A 19,664-nucleotide genomic window follows, 5' to 3' on the forward strand; every position below is an offset into this window, starting at 1 on the left:
TTAAGTATTTGCACCAGAACCAGATAGGCCACGAAAAATGCTATTTTTACCGAAGCAGCTTCGAATTTCATCCATGACTTTTGTTAACTTCATTTCTTTTCTCGATGTATTACGTCATCAAATAATGAAATCTGTTCTTCACCTTCCGTAACTAAATTCGTTAATGAAATACTAACGGTTCGAATTGGTTCACCAGTGTATAGCGTGTGTAAATAATATGTACAAACATGATAGATATCCATCGTTAAATTGGTCGGTCGACTGAACATGTGTGTCTTCCGAAATCCTCCACAATAACCCTTACTGCTACCAATCGAAAGATGGATTGTTCTAGCAAGTTTCTTTTGCATTCGTAATCGATAGCAAACTTCTTCCTTATGTTCTAATAAGATAATCGGAATTTCATCTATTGAATAATCACGTAATAATATCTAACTCTTGGCGATAGAGGTTTCCGTAGGTATATACTTTTCTGAAATACGGCTAAAATCTATGCCATTACTATGTAAGCGGTAGGATAAGCACCCAACGCCTTGACATATTGCTATGTTAGATTTTCATGTGCTTTCCTCCAAACCGTACGTACATCTCTCGATGTATACGGCTTTCCACTTATCCATCTAGCTTTCCGCTGTGTAGGTCTTGGTGACACCTTGTACATAATGCTAAGGTTTTCCTTTTCCTTGCTATCATTTTCTTTTCCCACAGCTTTTTGCCTTCCAAGTCTTTCAATTTTTTAACATGATGCATTTCTAAAGGTGCATCACTTTTTCCACACCATTCACATTTGTTTGCGCTCAATCTCTTGATTAAGCTATTACGCCACCATAGTTGTGAGTTTGGTAGATTGTCTTGAACTATATTTATAATCTTGTCTTTTCTTCGAAATCCATCGTTGTAAAAGTAACTGATTCTTTTCTCGGATTTCGTTTGATATTGAATAGCTAAATCTCCCTTAACTTTATATTTTGTCATTACTTTAGCTACAGATGTTTTATGTTTTGCAGCTAGAGTTTTGACGAAACTATATTTCATAAAGTAGTGGAAGCTTTGGAGTGTACAAACGTTTTCTGCAAGGCTGTAATAGTTATATAGTCCTCTTATCTCCGCATTGTACGTGTTTAATATTTCTAGTTCGTCATTATTTAGGAGATAAGTGCGATGCCATATTCTCCATTTCCCATCTGCCATGATGCGTAGAGCTCCATATTGTTTGAGCTTTTCAATCCATTTTTCCGAAGGAAGATACAGTTTACATCTCATAATTTGGTGTCTGGTTAGAAATCCATTTTTATCACGTTTAGTAACTGGCATTCTACTTACTGTGATGTTATATCCTAAGAATCTTGCTTTTTTTGAGCTATGTGTGATTAGTGTTTTTTCTTGTGACAATTCAAGTTTTAGCTTGTCTCTTAAGAAGTTTGTTAGATCTTCTTTAACTTTTACCGCATCCGCTTTGTTACCAATTATCCCCACAAGAAAGTCATCCGCGTATCTGACATATTGAATTCTTTTGTATGAGTCATCCATGGGGTCTCCGAAAGGAGTTTTAAGCAACTCTTCTTTTAAGGATTTATATTTTATAATTCCTTGCTTCTTTTCTTGTTCCGTGAGCTGTCCCCAGTTTTCCTTTAGTTGTTTCCTGTGTTTGTATGTTAAGTATTCCTGACGTTTGTAGGCTTTTGTAGTTTTCCTTTTAGCTCCTTTAGAAAACTCTTTTTGGTACTCTTCCATAAAAGTGTCTAATTCTGTTAGATACACGTTAGATAAAAGTGGGCTGATGATTCCCCCTTGTGGTGTGCCACTATAGCTACCTCGATACTTCCATTCTTCTAGGTATCCTGCTCGTAGAAATTTCCATATTAGGCGAATAAATTTCTCATCAGTTATCCGCCTTCTTAGTAATGCTATAAGTGTGTGGTGGTCGATATTGTCGAAAAAACCACTAATATCCCCTTCAACGAACCATTTCACCCCAGTGAAAGTTTTACGTACTTTGTGTAAAGCCGTATGACAGCTCCGTTTGGGACGAAAACCATGAGAGCTTTCCTTAAAACTCATTTCATATATCGCTTCGAGTATCATTCGAATAACTTCTTGTAGAAGTTTATCCTTGAATGTTGGTATACCTAATGGACGCTTTGAGCCATTCTTTTTAGGTATGAAGACCCGCTTGGAGGGGTGTGGTTGATAACTCTCATCTTTTAGCGATTCTATTAGGATATTTATTTTCTCCAGACTGAAACCATCGATGTTTTTTCCATCAGTCCCTTTTGTCATATTTCCTTGATTAGAGCTGATATTTGTGTAGGCTTTTAGATAAAAGGCTGGATTGTATAGATTTCTGTAAAGACGATTATATTTATAGTTTTTATTGTTAGACTTTGTTACTAGACTGCCTAATACATCATCTGGATTTCTCATGAGCCTCACGCTCCTTCCATCGTGTATATAGCTGGATAAGCTGTTCCCCTTCGCCTTGTAATAGGCTTTCCCTATCTCTGACTACTACGAGAACTCCGTTACCATGTCAGGTATTCAAGTTCCAGAAAACTATAGCCCTATGGGCTTCCTGATTTAGGTAATCCCCGTTTAGATGTATGTTGACATAGCTATTTGTAATGTCGGATGCGACTTTCACCTTTTATCCTTTACTAGGATTGCCTAATCTATCGTATTGCTGGAATTAGCAGAACTGCAATACTAATTCCCTAAGATTATACAGCGTTTATAAGTACTTTCCGCTGTAGCCGGCGATGGGACTGCTCAGGTTATCGTTCAAGTAGTGCAACCTTCATCCTTGTTTACAATTCTCATCTCGCCATTCAGTCGTGACTTAGTACTTAGTCAACTTATGACTTTCCTAACATGCTACACTCCCCGTTTAGTTTCCTTCCCGGATAAGTTAGGTGATGACAGGCGTTGCAATATATCCTGCTGCCTTGCTATTGACAGATTCAAACATACCCCTTACGGGCGCACCAATTCTTCTCCGATTACACCAAAGCTTTGTTTCAAATACTTAAGCGGATAATTCGCTAGATCACCGATTGTATAAATCCCTTTCCTGTTTAACTTCGCTTCCGTTTTCTACGATATCCCCCAAAATTTACTGAGCGGCCTTATATTCCATAATTTCTCGGGTATATTGTCGTATGTCCACTGCGTAATGCCATCTTGATTCCGCTTTGCTTCAACATCCATTGCGAATTTACTCATTAATAGATTCGGTCCAATGCCGATTGTACATTCAATACGAGTGTGGTCGTAGACTTCACGTTTAAACTTTAGCGCGAATTCGTAAGGGCTATCCGCGAATAAATGGATACTAGCTGTCATATCCATAAAGAATTCGTCTATTCTGTTTTGTATATAGGAGCTGATTTCTTTGGTTTTTCTTTATCAGTTTGCAACATTTCGATTTCAGCCGTTACCATATCAAACTCTTGATCATCTTCGCGTGCTTCATAGATGGTTTTGGTACCCATTAATTTAGTAAATAGTGTTGCATCTTCCGATATAACATCGCCGTAAACAAGATTATTATGAAACGCGCCTAAAAGTGTAGCAATAAATCTAGGACCATACTCAATTGCTAATTGACTTACTGTTTGCACGATTACAATGAGTGGTGTCTTATATTTAGGCCGAAGTTTTGAAATTTGCACTGCATATAAACATAATTATCCAAATGCATCAAATAAATTAGAGAGATCCCCTCTTGCTGTGTTAATTAAAAAAACATCACCAAACTCGAAGGATCACATAACACACGGTGAAGTAAGGGTTGGGCAAAAATGTTATTTAGTGTATTACGAAATTCACGCACGAATGTTTCTTGTTTAGGCTGACCATAGTATTTTCCCTCAGTGTAATAAATGATTTCTCCCTCACCACGCTCACTAGAAAGTTCAGGGCGTAGTTTAAGTCAAACCATTCATCTACTTGTTTTACAATACGCCAGTGATTCCGTTCATCTCTATCCGTTATTGCTTCAATATTATTAGGAAGTCGTTTATTTAAACTCACATGCATATTAAAAACAAGATTAGTGTCATTGTACATATCAATTACAAGATTAGTATAAATTTTAAAGAAGTTATGGGGTTAGTTATTGGTAAGCCAGAATGATTTTGTAGATATGAAATTAACAACATTCACAAATAAATTTTTAGAAATGACTGAAACAGATAATGAATTAGATTCAAAAGAAACACATTTTTTCTTGCTGTATATGCAACTATGTGAACTAACAACAGAGTTAAATGAAGAGATGCATCAATATAACATGACATTGACAACTTCTCCCCTAACAAGAAATGAATCGTATAGAACCAAACTATTAACCAAGAAAGATACTAAGGATGAGTTGTTCCAGGCACTAAATGAAAGTTATTTAGCAGTATAAGTATTATTAATGCAATGCTATTACAGCATTGCATTTTTTGTTATCAATAATAAGCAGTTTATATAAGTTTTATATGTAAGCCTTATATAAAGCGCTTATTATATTTATATTGATAAAAAATTGATATGTAAAAGTTAAAAACCCTTTTATATTAAGGATTTATTATACGTTGTATAAATAAAATGTATATATACAGCGTATAATAAAATGTGTTATTTAATATGTGAATTTCATGTTAACGTATTGTGCTGTTTTTGGGGTGATATGTTTACTTAATATAATAATGATAGTGAAATCTATTCTATTAAGAGCTTAGAATGTGAATCACATGAAATATAAGATTAATATATTATATATACGCCGTATATATACGCTGTATAAATGAAAGCTTGTGAAATAAAGGATTTTCTAATAATGGAATTTATAGGTTCTATATATAAGTTTTATATATAATGACTTGATATACGCCTTATAATGATGTACTATGTTTCTAGGAATAATTAACCAATGGTTTAAGGGGGGGACAACTTGAACGAGGTTTTAAGCGAGAAGTATCAAACGATAAAATTTACAGATGAAGTAGTGAACATGTTCGCAGATATTCTTGAACAAGATGAGATACTATATAGTGTATTTCTATACATAGGAAACATCGTTAATAAACAATTTCAAGAAACCAAATACATGAGGGGCATATCAATTAATGAAATAGTAGAAAATGTAGTCATAGATAGGAGAGTAAAGAAAACAAAAGGCAAATCTTATTCATTAGAGGTTGAACGCACAAATATATCAAGACGTTCAGCTGAAATAAGTGTTAGTACACTATCATCAATGTCTTTAATCTATGAAAAGTCTATGCACCCGTATAAATTTTTAATCTCAACTTATAGAGGACAACAAGTACTTATTGAGTTAGGGAAAAGAAAAAAAGTAAATAAGGAGAGATAAAATAATGGCGAAAAATTTCTTGAAGAATGAAGTAGCAGTTAAGATGACGATGGTTGGTTTTGGTCAGGCTGGTACTAGAATGGTAGATAAATTTGCTGAATATAAACATACAGATGGAACATCAGTATATAACTGCTTAGCATTAAACAGTAATGATGGAGATCTAGCAGAACTAAAAAATGTACCAAAAAGCAACCAAGTTTCACTTAAATTAGGTGGTTTAGGTAAAAATCCTGAGCGTGCAGTAAAGGTACTTGAATCAAATGATGAGGCAAAAGAAAAATTAAAAGATTTTATCACGGAACGTGTAAGACCATCTGATGAACTTGTGTTATTCTTTGCAGGCTTAGGTGGAGGAACAGGAACTTCTACAATCATTAAGGCGATTGAAGAGTTTTCCGCTTTTCATAACAAGCCTGTAATTAGACAAGAATTACAAAAAGTTGCACAACAATACCCTATGGCAGAGATAAAAACAGATCAAGCAAAATTTGCGAGAATCGCTTTTGAAAATGCTATTGAGCGTAAAGATTTTATTAAAATGGGGATTGTTGTAACACTTCCAGTAAGAGCAGATGGACCGGATGTACTAAGACAAGTTAATAAATTTTCTCAAGAGATTTGGAAATTAGCTAATGATAAATCAAAAGGTGTAGCGTTTGTAGTATTTGCTGATAATCAGCACTTTTATGATGAATTTAAAGAGCTAAATGAAAATGAGAAAAAAGGTATTGCCAATGCACGTGATTATGCAAATCAACGTATTAGTGAAATTATTCATGAATTAAATACAGCTGCAAATGGTTTTGGGACATCTGTAATACTTGATTCTCAAGACTTTAAACGTATTTTACTTGAGAAAACAGGTTGTTTAGTAATTAATAAGGTTTCACGTAATATGAACCAGATTGAAAATAGCCATGCAATTGTAGAAATGTTTCAAGAATCATTAGGAGGAAGCTCTTTCCATCATCCAATTGATTTGATGAAAAAGAATAACGATGGTTCTGTTGAAGCATCAAAAGTACACCATTTTGGTATGCTTGCTATCCTAGATGAACAAAAAAACATTGATGATTCCTTCATGGATGATGCTAAAGTAGAAGTTTCAAATAATTTACCTATAAACGGTACTGTTTTTAATGGATATTTAGTAAGTAAGAATGATTTCTTGGGAAGTGTATATACGTTTTATAAAACTGATGCATTACCATCAAGATTATCTAAGGGATTAGTTGAAGAGTTTAATGAATTTAAAGAGAAGCAAAGTCAAATTCAGTACAAAAAGTCTCAAATTAGTACGATAGAAAGTATAGATGAGGATGAGGACTTAGGTTTTGCCTTTGGTGATTTTATCGATATGGGTAGTGACGAAGAAAATACAGAAGCTGGAGCCAATAAAGATGCTGAATTAGCGGACTTTTTAGATCCAGATAAGATGTTTGGTACTACAAAATAAGAAAAAGTCTGGAGCGAGATCCAGACTTTTTCTTATTCCACCGTCGTATTCATGAGAGATTTCATATAATCAATGATATTATCATGTATGTACTGCTCAATGAAGAGTTGCTTTTTAGCTAAATCTTCTTCTTTTTTAAACCATCCTACCTTTTTAATACGTTCCTCATCAGGTTTGCTATTCCAGAGGCCTTCTGCTTGCTTTCTTAATTCCTGGCGTGCTCTATGTTCAATAATGAAATTATCTAGTCTTTCTTGACGTTGACGTATCTTTAAAGCTTCTGCATCTTCAGGTTGTGGTAGCTGTTTTAATATATTTCCTATCTTCTCTTCATACTGAGATTCAATATTTTTTATTTTTTCTTCTATTTGCTTATTTACCATTTTTTCAATGATTTCTGCAGTTGCTTGAAGGTTTAATTGGGTAGATACTTCATTTGCTTGATTCTCTAGTGGTACTGGTCTTAAATCAAATTGATGTGGTAAAAGTTCAATAATAGCATCTAAAGACCACTTCTCATCTCTTTTTTGTTTTATAAATAGAGCGATTTCAAGATCTAAAGTATTATAGAGCTTTTCGTTTGTGTTATGGGTTCTTAAAGTTTCATGTAGACCTTTTTCTTCTAAAATATTGAACCAATTATACACTGTGTTATGATGACGTCCGACTAATTTAGAGAATTCTGTTATCCTCCATGCCTTTTCAAAAACATTATCGTTTAATATATCATCATCGCTTTTTTGATCAATCATTGTCCTACCTCCTTGAAAAAATCATCAAATACACACTTGAATTGAAATTAACATGTGGACTGAAATCAACATGTTAATAGTTATTTCGATGATATCAATATAAATACCTACTAACTTAGGTATTTATATGAAATGTGAGATTAACATATAACCAAGAGTGTATTAACAAAACATTGACTATAAATCTACAATTTGTTTAGAATGTTAATGTTTTGTTAACTAAAAACATATAAATACCAATGTTATATTAATGATAATAAGTATATTTTGTGCTAGAAATGCGGCTTATAGTTGCCATGAGATTAACATATTACATTGCTTATTATTAATGATAAGGAAATATAAGTGTTTTGTAAACAAATTATGATGATATAATGACTACGTTCTGTGGAAAATGAGAAAAGTAGGTTATTAAATTCCAATTTCAATGTATAAAAAGATACAAAAAGGCAATACTACTAATGTGATGATGCTAGTAGCTTAATAATACTAGTAAGTTATTGATCCTTTAATCTTTTAAATAGAGTTAATGTTTCTCTTGCCCTGTTATTCTTATAGAAGTGATATGAATAGTATGTTCCCTGTTATGATTAGTATTGATTTCATTGTTTATTTTATATAAAACTGCAAGAGTATTTTGTCATGATATAGAATTTAGTTGGTTTAATGTATCTAATTTACCACGAGTAAGCTTATATAAAGCGTAAAAAATATTATGCTCATGCACAGATAAGTGTTTATATGTAATTGAATATGGATAATGTTTAGCTTATAGCGCGAACTTAACTGTTGTTTATAGGATGATTTAAGCAAATTAGAGGGACTGAGATTGATATGTTAGATGCTTGGGCGCTCTATTATCTCAAACACCTTAAAAACAGACATTAACATGAGATATGAAATCAACATGTAATGAAGAGTATATCGACAAGACATTACTATAAAATCAAAAAATACCGTTGTTAATGTTATATCAACTAAAACTACATGCACATTGATATAGCATTGATGATAGTGAGCTAATTATGTATTAGTAAAACGACTTAAAGTTACTATGAGATTAACAAAACAATCTGTACAGTATTTATAAAAAGAAAAATAAAGATTTATACACAAAATATGATGATATTAAAACTTTGTAATAACATTAAGCTGGATACGAATTGTTACGCTGCTAATATAGTCTTCTTCCTTGGTGATATTAATCTTTAAGTATGTCTTATCACAGTAAAAAGAATCGATCCAGTGCTTCTATAATCTTTCATAGATAAGTTAGATGTAAAATTTCATAAATAGTATATTTGTATATGGTAAGCATTTTTACGCAATTGGGTACTAAATATTATTCAGCCGGTGGATTGAATTTTACTTTTGTATATATAATTTAGGTTCATTAGAGATAATGAAATTAACATGAAATGTGAAATTGATATGTAATAGAGCTGATATTAACAAGACGTTAACTATAGTGATGAAAGCCTCGTTAGTTGTTAATGTTATATCAATTATAAATGTATAAATATCGATGTTTTCGTTCTGTGGAAATTATATATAGTTGATTCTTGAGTCTTCATTAAAATTTAAAGTGATTCAAAACAGTATTTGATAATGATTTGTACGGTTTATGGTTTATGGTTTATTTAAACGAATAGCAGTAATCTACCAGAGGTTATTTGTAGAGAATGGTTAACATTTTTTTATTTAGTGAATTATTTATAGAGTATCTGTGAAGGTGTTTTCTTTTTTACAACTATATATACTTTACAAGGCGCTATTCGTTTTATAGTTTTTTTTCGATCCGTACTAATGGCCTATGATTTATTAAGAGTTTAGAAAAATATCCTTCTATTAATATATTCATTAACTTTAAACCAATATTAGTTTAATAATTAAGTTACTGTTGATATGAAATTAACATTTTTATCTTTGTTTTTGTTGACATGTTAATGTCTGTTGATATGTTAATGTTAATTATCGTGCTGTAATCAGTGAATTTGTTTACAAGACATTGATATTTTGTGAATTATTTCTCACTTAACACCTTTGTGTTTTTTTGAAGTGAAGGTTTCTTGGAAAACAGATATTTGTAAGCTATTAATATTTATTTTCTCCAATCGTATGTGTAAATATAATCGATTAGTTGAAGAATTTTGTGTATTAGAGATTGAAAGAAAAATGTAGCTTGTTTACATAATAATTATTATTATGGTTTATTTTCAATAAATAAACTCAGTATTTAAACTTATAATTTACATACTTAAGGTGGATGTAATTGAGAGAGGAACACGCATCGCGCAAGATTTTATAGTGCCAGTAGAAACAGCGTACTTTGTAGAAGTGAGAAGAACTAAATGGGCGGATCAATACAAAAGTGAACACTTAATCCCGAAACAAGCATACTTAGATAACGGATGGTGATGAGAATACAGATGCGGAATCCCACAATACAAAAAAGATACAATTGATATTGGAGATATGGTGTATTGCGAGAAGTGCAAGGAGGAATCCAAAATTAAAAAGAGCAGCTAGCAAAAGCTAACTGCTCAACTCCAAGGCATCTCCAAAAGGGGGACGGAGAAAGAAATTTAAATGGGTTTGGCATACAGTCTATCTACAGAATTGACAGAATATTGGGATTTATTCATGGGGAGAAATTTATTATACACAAATTAAAATCTCTTTTATTAATAGTATCATCCCTATAAAAAGGATGTAAAACAATTAAAAGTTCGTAACCAGGTGTTACAAACTGAAAATGAGGAACTGAAAAAGAAAGTGAAAGAAACACTTCCTTCGGAACAAGAACAAGAGCGACAAGCGTATCTTTCAACAGTAGAAAAGTTTATTCAGTTATCATTTCATCGAGAAAAACAAGGATATGAGGAACGAAGAGAACAAGCAAAAAAATTGATGAAGGAAGAAGTGTTTCAGCTCTTTTATCCAACGGATACATTCGAAATGGAGGATACATATGTATCTAAGCCATCTGATATGAAGCTATACTTACAAGCCTATAGGATTGGTGCTTCTCAGGTAGAAGTGATCACAGAATTTCAAAATACAGTGACGATAGGAGCGAATGGAACAACGGACAAAACGAAAAATGTTATGAAAGTAACGGTGCAAAAAAATCAAGAGAGTTGGCAAGTAACCAATGTAGAAGAACTAGCAGTTCAGATCATTGCATCTTAAAAAAGTGGGGTGTTAAGTAAATGGAAGTTGTAGATAATGGTGTGAATTTAAGACGTAAAAAATCATGGATATATGGATTAATTGTAGGATTTATATTTGTTGGTTTTTTCGTTTTTTTCACTTCGAAATTATACTTACCTTATGAAGAGCCAGTCTATCATACAGAACTGAAAAAGTCGGTTGCGTTATTTGGAAATCGAACCATGACAATAGAGAAAAGAGCATATGATCCAGCTTCCCATACAATAGAAATGTTTCTTCATGTAGAGGGAGGAGATGGAGAACACTATCAATTTCAAGCACAGGAAAAAGCAAATCCGAATCTTCAATTACCAGTAAAAGTTGTGTATCAGGATGATAAAAATTTGGTTGTACAAGTGAAAGAATTATCTTCAAAATGGCAAGCAGTTGCGCTTGATGTGTTTGAAAAAAATAATCGAGATGTAACCGTAGAGACAAAGCAAAAAAATGAAGGAGAAAATGAAACTTCAAAAGAAGATGACAAGCAAACATTCTTAAAATCATTCTTCTCCGATCAAAAGAAAACAGAAATAGAAGAGGGTATTTCACAAAAGAGTAAAGGCGCTTATGCGAAAGTGTTTATCGGTATGGAACAAAAAATCTTAAAAGAAAAAGTAAAACAGTACGATGAAGTCATGAAACAAGAAACATCTAAACAAACAGAGTGGCAAAAGCAAATCACGGAATGGAAGAACGATTCTAAGTACCAAACAGAAACAGAAAAGATGGAAACAGATGCAAAAATCAATTCAAAAGAAACGAATATTAGCCAGTCAAAAGAGAAGGTTGAACTATATAAATGGGAGCAAGGACAAGTGAAAGAAAAGATAAAAAAATTAGATGAGAAGGCAAAAGATATAGAGCGTTCATGAAAAAAGTTGGGTCGACCATGACTCAACTTTCTTTATTTACGACTCGACCTCGAGTCAACCTGTATAGAAAGGTGACTCGACCGTGACTCAACCAGAGGGGAATTTGAGTCGACCTCGACTCGACTTTTGAAAGACTTTCATGACCCCACGATTTTACTAGGCTTTGCCTAGTCCCACACCCTCGGTGGGGGCAAAAATCCCTTATGCTCTTCTCACTCTTGGGTGAAGTGTTCTGAACGAATGGAGGCAAAATAACAGATGGATATTAAAATCCGAAATTTGAGTCCAGTTGCGATCAATAGATTAGATGAAATTGCAAAGAAGAAAAACATTTCAAGACAGGAATTTTTGAAAGGACAAATTGAAACATTGGCGTTTTACCGGGAACAACAAAACCGTGAATTGTATCTTCAACAGTTATTAGAAAAAAATATCTATGCGATGGAAAGTTGTTTTGAAGCTGTAAAAGAAATGAATGCTTTTTTACAAATGATGACGCAGGATGATGAGGCATGAGCCAATCAACAAGTCCTTCACAAGCAACAGTGACGCCTGGTGTGGTGACAGTATCTCGTTTTGTTACAGCAGATGGAAAAACATTTCAGGATTATGTGGAGTATGTCGACCGAGAAGATGCGAAAAAAGAAGGTGAAGCGCACCAGAAAATGTTTTCTCTGTATCAGAATTATATGGGAGATTCAGAGAAGACATCTTCTCTCTTCACAGAGCATAGTAACGGTTTAAAGGTAAATGAAAAGAAAGACTTAAAAAAGATGTTTCAGCTCGCTCAAAAGAATAAAAGTATTATGTGGCAAGACGTCATCACGTTTGATAATGATTGGCTTGCAGAACATGGTGTGTATGACCCTAGAACACGAACTGTAGATGAAACAAAATTAATGGATGTTACCCGATTAGCGATGAAAGAAATGTTAAAAAGAGAAAAGTTAGAACATACAGCCATTTGGTCAGGAGCGATTCACTATAATACGGATAACCTTCATATTCATGTCGCAACTGTTGAACCTTTTCCAACGAGAGAACGAGGGAAGCGAAAACAAAAAACATTGGATGCGATGAAGGGAAAAGTGGTTCAAAATATTATGGATCGTGGTCAGGAACAAAAACAGATTAACGATTTGATTCGAAAGAGTATGGTTGCCAAAAAGAAAGAAGATTCCACATTCACATGGCGCAATCGAGAGTTTAAACCCTTATTTCAGTTCATTTATAAACGTTTACCAGAAGACAAAAGGCAATGGCAATACAGTTACAATACATTGCGGCCACTCCGTCCTCATCTTGATGCATTAACGCAAAAATATATCGAGAAGCATTATAAGGAAGATTATAAACAGTTTCTTCAAAAGCTAGATAAAGAAGTAGACGTATTAAAGAGAGCATATGGAGAAGGTTCTGGTGATAAGAAACGATATGAAAATTATAAGGAAAATAAAATAGAAGAGCTTCACAAGCGAATGGGAAATGCGTTTTTACAAGAGATGAAAGCATACGATAAAGAACGACAGCGCATTGATAAAATGTTAGACCGAAAGCCCAGTCAGCGAAAGAACTTTCAACAAAATGTCTCGATGCAGTATGCACTTAGGAAAATGGAGGGTGCGTTCAAAAGTGAATATGATAGTTGGAAAAACCAACGTTATTATGAACGTCTTGAGAGAGAAATCCAACAACAAAATGAGAGGGGATATGAACGATGAGTAAAGTAAGGCGTGTATTAAAGTTAGAAAAAGATACTGATGATTATCTTATGGCATTTAAAGAAGAACATAAAATTAGATACAACGGAGTCGCTTTAGCACAAATCTTTAAAGAGCATAAAGAAGCGAAACAACAAGAATGGTCGCTTCGATATATTACAGAAGTCGTGACAAAGCACCTTCATGAGGTGATGAAAGAAGAACTTACAAAAATCCGGCTTGGTACGAATAGTGCTGATAAAAATACACAAATGTTAATTGAGTTTATGAATGGCATCTATGAGCATGAACAGTATCAAGGAGTTTGTACAACTGATATTGCAGAAACCGAAGCAACAAAACATATAAGAGAAGTAGTAGAGGAGAGAATTGCACATAAACGACAAAAGAAGATGGATTATCAAGCTTCGAAAGGGCAAACAAAAGAAGTGTATGTTCCAGTGGAGGAGGTGAATTGATAAAGAAAGGATGATGTATGCAATGAGAAAGTTAGAAAAAGTGTTTGAGCAATTAAGGAATTATGAGAAAGAATACAATCGTGGATTGAAAATAAATAATTAACAAAAGAGGAGAAGATAAAATGCTATTGTTCCATGAAGATATTGAACTAGGAATTATAAAATCTATTGGCGAAAGAGAAGTTACTTTTCACGTCGCAAATCAAGAAGTTACAATCCCATTAACAGAAGAGGAAGAGCAAGAGTTGTTCGATTTTATTGAGCTTCCAGAAAATGATTTACTTATTCCCATCAACATGAAAACAAAGAAAATATGTGTTCCAACTGATTTAGAAACATGGAATGAAGAAACGATGGATGAATTGATCGAAGCCTCTTCAAAGGGAGCGGAAAACAATGAGTAAAAAGCGTTCCCCTGTTTCATTTGAAGAGAAAAAACAAAAAGTAATCGCACTAACAAAAAAGATGGAAAAAGGCATAGAAGGTTATTTTCGTTCGCCAGAAGACTTAAAAGAGTATTTGTCATTTATGGCAAAGTTTTATCGTTATTCACCATCCAATATTGCATTAATACAGAATCAATTTGAGGGATCCAGAGCCGTGGGTTCCTTTTCTTTTTGGACAGAAAAAGGTTTCTCCGTTAAAAAAGGTGAGAAAGGAATTCAGATTCTAGTTCCGAACCAGACGACAACAAAATTTAAAGATAAAGATGGTACTTGGAAACACGTTGCGAAAGCAAACGAAGAAGAGAAGAAGCAAATTGAATCTAAAAGCATAGAAGTGAAACCAGGTCGCCTATATTTTTCTGTCGGCTATGTATTCGATGTGTCGCAAACGGGGTGAGCTACACCCTAACAAAAGAGGTTTCCTTGAATCCACGAAACAGTGAATTACAAAATGTGAAAACCCTTCTTCATGAATTAGCGGTGCGTCCATAAGGATGTGTTAGGGATTGCTGTCGTAGCAAACAGCTGATGTGGTCATAACATCATAAGGTCAAAGACTTATTGGTATTCCTAAAATATCAAGACACTCGTGTTGGGAAACCAACAGGGGGACAATAGCATGTCTATAAAGCCATAAGTTACTGGCGTGTTACAGTACGACTGAATGGCAAGACCAAAGTAATAGATAAGGATGAAAGCTACACTGCCTGAACGATAGCCAGAGGGGTTATATCGTGGACCATAGTAAACAACACGTGAAATGCTATGCAAGTGGGAATTTCAACGGATGTGCTAGACGTTGAAATATGACCTCCCACTGACCAACATCTATACGATGATAAATGGCGAAAGTCGCATCCGATACTAATACAAGCTTCCCTGCATAATCTAAATGGAGATTGTCTAAGTCGATAAGCCCTTACGGGCTATGTCCATTTGGGACTGAAAAATCGATATGACAACGGAGTCTTCGTACTAGTTTGAGATAGGGAAAACCTATCACGCTAACATCAGATAACGCATGTTAGGTCATAGCTGTGAAGCTAAGATGGCGAAGGAAGACAGTTAACCGAATCCAATATTATAAGAAGAAGGAGCGAGAGGCTCTATGAGGAATCCTCAAGTGGTATTGGACAATCTAACAGGCAAGTCCAATGACGAAAACTACAAGTATCAAAGAGTTTACAGAAACTTATACAATCCAGAGTTTTATCTTATGGCATATGATGAAATTTATTCTAACCCTGGTAACATGACTAAAGGGTCAGATGGTAAAACAATCGATGGCATGAGCATGAAAAGAATCAGTAATATTATCGACTCACTCAAGGGTGAAAGGTATCAACCAACTCCAGTTAGAAGAACCTATATCGGAAAAAAGCGTGGTAATGGCAAAAGACCACTTGGCATTCCATCATTTGATGACAAACTGCTACAAACTGTAGTTAAATACATTCTGGAAAGCATTTATGAAAGGTCGTTCAGTGACAGATCTCATGGGTATCGCCCAAACAAAAGCTGTCACACGGCCATTAAGAAAATCGCTGACACATTCAATGGAATAAAATGGTTTGTTGAAGGAGATATAAAAGGCTTCTTTGATAACATTGATCATTCTATTTTAATTAATCTACTTCGTAAAAGAATTATGGATGAGAAATTTCTAAGACTTATTTGGAAATTTCTTAAAGCAGGATATGTAGAAGATTGGAAATACCACAATTCTTATAGTGGCACACCTCAAGGAGGTATTATCAGTCCTATCTTATCTAATATTTATCTAAACGAACTAGATAAATTTATTGAAGAGTTCCAACATAAATTCAATAAGGGAAAAAATAAGGCGGAAAACCCTGAATACAGAAAACTGCATCAAAAAAGCATGCGTCTTAAAAAGAAATTAAAGGACAAAGCAGCGAAAGGAACTCTCGAAGAAAGCGAACGTGAAGAAATGATTGGTCACATCCAAGAAGCTAATAATAAAAAGATGAAATTACCTTCAAAAGATCCTATGGATCAGAACTACAAAAGATTGAAATATGTCAGATATGCGGATGATTTTCTAATTGGTATTATTGGCAGTAAAGAAGATGCAGTCATGATAAAAAAAGAACTAACTGAGTTCATCAGTCACAAATTGAAACTCGAACTCTCACAAGATAAGACACTTATCACAAACAGTAGAAAATTCGCTAGATTTCTAGGTTACGACATTGCCATTAGTAGGAATCAACAACCAAAACCGACTTCAAGACCGACAGAACAACAAAAAAAGGTTCTCTCACGTTCTCACTCTGGAAGAGTCTCCATTTATATGCCAAAAGAGGCTTGGGTCAGTAAACTTATAGAACATAAAGCTATAAAGATTGATGGATGTAAATGGAGGCCAATGCATCGTAGGGTACTGGTCAATAACGATGATTTGGAAATTCTCACTCGTTATAACGCTGAAATCAGGGGTATGTACAACTACTTTAGACTAGCTATGAACGTAAGTGGACTTAATAAATTTAAATACTTTATGGAATACAGTCTGTACAAAACTTTTGCCAATAAATATAAAACATCAATAAGTAAAGTGAAAAATAAATACTGTATTAATGGAGTTTTTGCGGTTAGATACAAAACTAAAAAAGATAACAAAACTCGATACTTCTATGATGATGGATTCAAACGAAACCATTCTATAAAGGCAGACCATACTAATACTGACATACCAATCAATAAATTCGATTTTGGTAGAACTAGTCTCATCTCAAGATTAGAAGCGGAACGCTGCGAGTGGTGTCATGTAGAAAACGTTGAATTGGAAATTCATCATGTAAGAAAATTAAAGGACTTAAAAGGTAAAAAGCTATGGGAAAAAGCAATGATAGCTAGGAACCGCAAGACAATGGCACTTTGTGCCCAAGGATGCGGCAACGACTGTCATCGAAAACTCCATGCTGGATTGTTAGATTGAAGTAAGTTAATGGCGAGCCGTATACATGGAGACGTGTACGTACGGTTCTGAGGGGGATGCTTGGGAACCTACCATAGAAATATGGAAAGGCACTGGGTATCTACCCTACCATGCCAAACTTCATACAGTAGAAACACATATGAATTACACAGCACCAGAAAAAGAATTTCAAGCAGAAATGACAGCCTTTACGGTTTCTTCCTATTTCGGAATTGATACAAGCGAATATTCACTCGGTTACCTAGCCAATTGGACAAAAGGAAAAGAGATGAAAGATAAAACTCAGTTGCTAAAAGAAGTACATGAAACATCGGTTGAGTTCATTGAAACGATAGAAAGTACTTTGGAGAAAGAAAACGAAAATATAAAAGGGAAAGAGGTAGATAATATGGAAAAAACACAATCAGTAGAAAAACAAACGGACGAATTGTTTGAACGTATGCCAGATGAGAAAGCGCATTTGGTTACAATCGAAGTGTTGTATAAGGATGCTCAAGATATGTATGGTGGAAAAATACACATGATGGATGCTTTTACTAAAGAGATTACTGACATACCAATACGGAAGAAAGAAGAACCAAATCAAGAAGGTTTATCTGTATCTTTAACGGAAAAAAACGGTGGTGTAAAAGATGTTCACTTAAATAAAATTTTGCAACCAGATTTATATGAGACAGTCCATAACTCTGTTTTTGATGGGAAAGGAAGTTCGTTTGTTGTACATCAAAAAGATGCACAGATTGATTTAAATGATCTAGTCAAAATAGCAATATATGATAAATGGATACAAAGAGAAGTAGACTTTGTAGATAAAGCTGAGGATCCAAAAGAGTTAACGTTTAGTGAAAAAGAAGTAGAGTTATATAAAGAAATGAAACAGGAAGGTTATGCACCAATTGAGTCATTAGAACAAAAATTACAACCGCTTCCGCATACAGCTAAACATGTTACAGCTTCAATGGAAAAAGAATTAAGTGAAAAATATGAAGCATTTAAGCGGGCTCAATCTAATGAAACGGTGAACGATATTGATAGTATTATAAGTCGTGTACAGGTGGAAGAACGTTATTTTGCAACCAAAAATGTAGCAATTGATAATGAACTAATTACCCAAGAATCTGTTAATCAATTAGAAAGTAAAGTACAAGAAAAATTGAACAAAGAAGGAGTTACAGTTACTAAGCAAACCGAATCGAAAGTAGTTGATGGGGAAAAACAGTTTGAACCATTCTCCAACTTTGCACAATTCCAAAATGTTGCAAAGAAAAAGAAACATTTTGGAATTAGGACGATAAATGGCTTGTGTACACAATTTAATAAAGAAACAATGTCATCACTTATCGTTGAGAACGAGAAGTGATTTTTTATTATAAAGGGGGAAGAGAAAAAATGAATATACAAGAACAACTGAAGCAAGAAGAAACCAGAGAAGCCTTATATAAACAAGCAATTAAGATGACTGGTAAACAAAAAGAAAGGTTTCCTGAAGGGAATATGCATGAAATACAAAGAGGAGTTGAGCCTGGTGTGGCTCGTTTTGCAATTCCATCTGTAACAAGCGAAATGGACTGGGGGCAAGGAGATATCACAATTGATGTTCATCATGATACAGGGAAAGTGAGAGTATATGAACAAGAAATAGATGGTGAGAATTGGTCGAAATCTTCTCTTCGACTTACAGGAGAGAAGCAGTTGTCTGATGTGGTAAAAAATTTGATAAAACAAAGAACGATTGAGCGGCAAAGAATGGATGAAACAGCCAATCAAAAGAGGGAAAATCAAGTAGAACAGTCTTTCTCATCTCTAGAGCCATTAGATGAAAAAAATCATGTGGTGATGCCTAAAGCAATGCCCAAAGAGGCATATAAAGAGTCGTATAAGGAACAAATTTTAGAAGAGATTGCTCCTTCTCAGGATGAGATACGTTACAAGGAACAATACCAGGCAGAATTGCTTATGTTATTAGGAGTTGATAATGAAAAGGGATCAAATCCAAATAAACAAACCTCATCAAAAGAAAAACAGGATAATAGTCCAGGGCAACAAGAAGAAACGTATACAAAAAGTCGGGAAGAGCGTGTCAAAGAAATGAAAGAGTTTGAGAAGACACATTCATATCCTGAAGTATACCGGTTGAAAAAGGAAGCTCTTCAGGAGTTAAAAGGAATGAATCTAACAGATTCCCAGCGGGAAAAGTTGTCCAGCATTGAAAAAGCCTTAGATCAAGAAAAACAGGAATATGATAAAAACAGTAAAAAAGAATCGAGCCGGGAGAAAGAACCAAAAAGTCAAAATAAATTCGCACAACTTTTTCATCAGTTTAAAGGTGTGAAAAAGAAAGAGCAGCCAAAAGAAATGGAACATTCTAGATAGATATAGGTTGAGAAGAGTACTGTGAAACAGTGCTCTTCTTCTTTTTAAA

The 19,664-nt window shown here is 34.1% G+C and carries 14 protein-coding genes and 5 pseudogenes; 14 read left to right on the top strand and 5 right to left on the bottom strand.

All coding sequences use genetic code 11. The features are described from left to right. The 4 genes and pseudogenes from NSQ40_RS27705 to NSQ40_RS27720 all read right to left on the bottom strand — a co-directional run. Positions 1–509 (bottom strand): annotated as a pseudogene (locus tag NSQ40_RS27705) (DinB/UmuC family translesion DNA polymerase); the annotation flags it as partial. Positions 510–612: 103 nt separating this feature from the next. Further along, positions 613–2,424 carry a reverse transcriptase/maturase family protein gene (locus NSQ40_RS27710; RefSeq protein WP_003203621.1) on the bottom strand — a complete coding sequence of 604 codons (1,812 nt, stop codon included), beginning with the start codon at positions 2,422–2,424 and terminating at the stop codon, positions 613–615. Positions 2,425–2,982: 558 nt separating this feature from the next. After that, positions 2,983–3,369 (bottom strand): annotated as a pseudogene (locus NSQ40_RS27715) (Y-family DNA polymerase); the annotation flags it as partial. Positions 3,370–3,404: 35 nt separating this feature from the next. Continuing rightward, positions 3,405–4,074: pseudogene (locus NSQ40_RS27720) on the bottom strand (type IV secretory system conjugative DNA transfer family protein); the annotation flags it as partial. A 67-nt stretch (positions 4,075–4,141) separates the two neighbouring features. Here NSQ40_RS27720 and NSQ40_RS27725 point away from each other — a divergent pair. The 3 genes from NSQ40_RS27725 to NSQ40_RS27735 all read left to right on the top strand — a co-directional run bounded on the left by NSQ40_RS27725 (position 4,142) and on the right by NSQ40_RS27735 (position 6,818). Next, a complete protein-coding gene (locus NSQ40_RS27725; RefSeq protein WP_003203627.1) occupies positions 4,142–4,408 on the top strand; it encodes a hypothetical protein in 267 nt (88 codons plus the stop codon). Between the two features lie 528 nt (positions 4,409–4,936). After that, complete coding sequence (locus tag NSQ40_RS27730; protein WP_003207634.1) at positions 4,937–5,359, top strand: hypothetical protein; 423 nt, start codon at positions 4,937–4,939, stop codon at positions 5,357–5,359. A gap of 4 nt (positions 5,360–5,363) precedes the next feature. After that, on the top strand, positions 5,364–6,818 hold the full coding sequence (locus NSQ40_RS27735) for a hypothetical protein (RefSeq protein WP_003203631.1): 1,455 nt from the start codon (positions 5,364–5,366) through the stop codon (positions 6,816–6,818). Positions 6,819–6,850: 32 nt separating this feature from the next. Here the strand turns inward: NSQ40_RS27735 and NSQ40_RS27740 are convergent, their stop codons facing one another. Continuing rightward, positions 6,851–7,570, bottom strand: coding sequence for a MerR family transcriptional regulator (locus NSQ40_RS27740; RefSeq protein WP_003207636.1), 720 nt, complete (start codon positions 7,568–7,570; stop codon positions 6,851–6,853). Positions 7,571–9,832: 2,262 nt separating this feature from the next. Here NSQ40_RS27740 and NSQ40_RS27745 point away from each other — a divergent pair. The 11 genes and pseudogenes from NSQ40_RS27745 to NSQ40_RS27795 all read left to right on the top strand — a co-directional run bounded on the left by NSQ40_RS27745 (position 9,833) and on the right by NSQ40_RS27795 (position 19,615). Next, positions 9,833–9,988 (top strand): hypothetical protein, encoded by a 156-nt coding sequence (locus tag NSQ40_RS27745; RefSeq protein ID WP_003203637.1) that lies wholly within the window; start codon positions 9,833–9,835, stop codon positions 9,986–9,988. A gap of 321 nt (positions 9,989–10,309) precedes the next feature. Further along, positions 10,310–10,762 (top strand): hypothetical protein, encoded by a 453-nt coding sequence (locus NSQ40_RS27750; protein WP_003207639.1) that lies wholly within the window; start codon positions 10,310–10,312, stop codon positions 10,760–10,762. A 20-nt stretch (positions 10,763–10,782) separates the two neighbouring features. Next, entirely contained in the window at positions 10,783–11,655 is an 873-nt protein-coding gene (locus NSQ40_RS27755) for a hypothetical protein (protein ID WP_003203641.1), read from the top strand. Between the two features lie 258 nt (positions 11,656–11,913). Beyond that, the gene (locus NSQ40_RS27760; protein ID WP_097795953.1) at positions 11,914–12,171 is read left to right on the top strand and encodes a hypothetical protein; all 258 of its coding nucleotides are present in this window, start codon (positions 11,914–11,916) and stop codon (positions 12,169–12,171) included. Further along, entirely contained in the window at positions 12,168–13,376 is a 1,209-nt protein-coding gene (gene mobP2 / locus NSQ40_RS27765) for a MobP2 family relaxase (protein ID WP_098604239.1), read from the top strand. Before NSQ40_RS27760 ends, mobP2 begins: the two co-directional genes overlap by 4 nt. After that, positions 13,373–13,834: a hypothetical protein gene (locus NSQ40_RS27770; protein ID WP_097795955.1), complete on the top strand. Its 462-nt coding sequence runs from the start codon at positions 13,373–13,375 to the stop codon at positions 13,832–13,834. The genes mobP2 and NSQ40_RS27770 overlap by 4 nt, the downstream gene beginning before the upstream one ends. Before the next feature lie 122 nt (positions 13,835–13,956). Then, positions 13,957–14,238: a hypothetical protein gene (locus tag NSQ40_RS27775; RefSeq protein WP_098102263.1), complete on the top strand. Its 282-nt coding sequence runs from the start codon at positions 13,957–13,959 to the stop codon at positions 14,236–14,238. After that, a pseudogene (locus tag NSQ40_RS27780) lies at positions 14,231–14,760 on the top strand (ArdC family protein); the annotation flags it as partial. The gene NSQ40_RS27775 and the pseudogene NSQ40_RS27780, both read left to right, overlap by 8 nt. 628 nt (positions 14,761–15,388) lie before the next feature. Further along, entirely contained in the window at positions 15,389–17,242 is a 1,854-nt protein-coding gene (locus tag NSQ40_RS27785; protein WP_098604238.1) for a reverse transcriptase/maturase family protein, read from the top strand. A 178-nt stretch (positions 17,243–17,420) separates the two neighbouring features. Continuing rightward, a pseudogene (locus NSQ40_RS29565) lies at positions 17,421–17,634 on the top strand (hypothetical protein); the annotation flags it as partial. Between the two features lie 997 nt (positions 17,635–18,631). Beyond that, a complete protein-coding gene (locus NSQ40_RS27795) occupies positions 18,632–19,615 on the top strand; it encodes a hypothetical protein (protein ID WP_033796263.1) in 984 nt (327 codons plus the stop codon). Positions 19,616–19,664: the final 49 nt, after the last annotated feature.

Origin of the sequence: Bacillus sp. FSL K6-6038 (genome assembly GCF_038050455.1) — a bacterium.
Taxonomy (GTDB): domain Bacteria; phylum Bacillota; class Bacilli; order Bacillales; family Bacillaceae_G; genus Bacillus_A; species Bacillus_A pseudomycoides.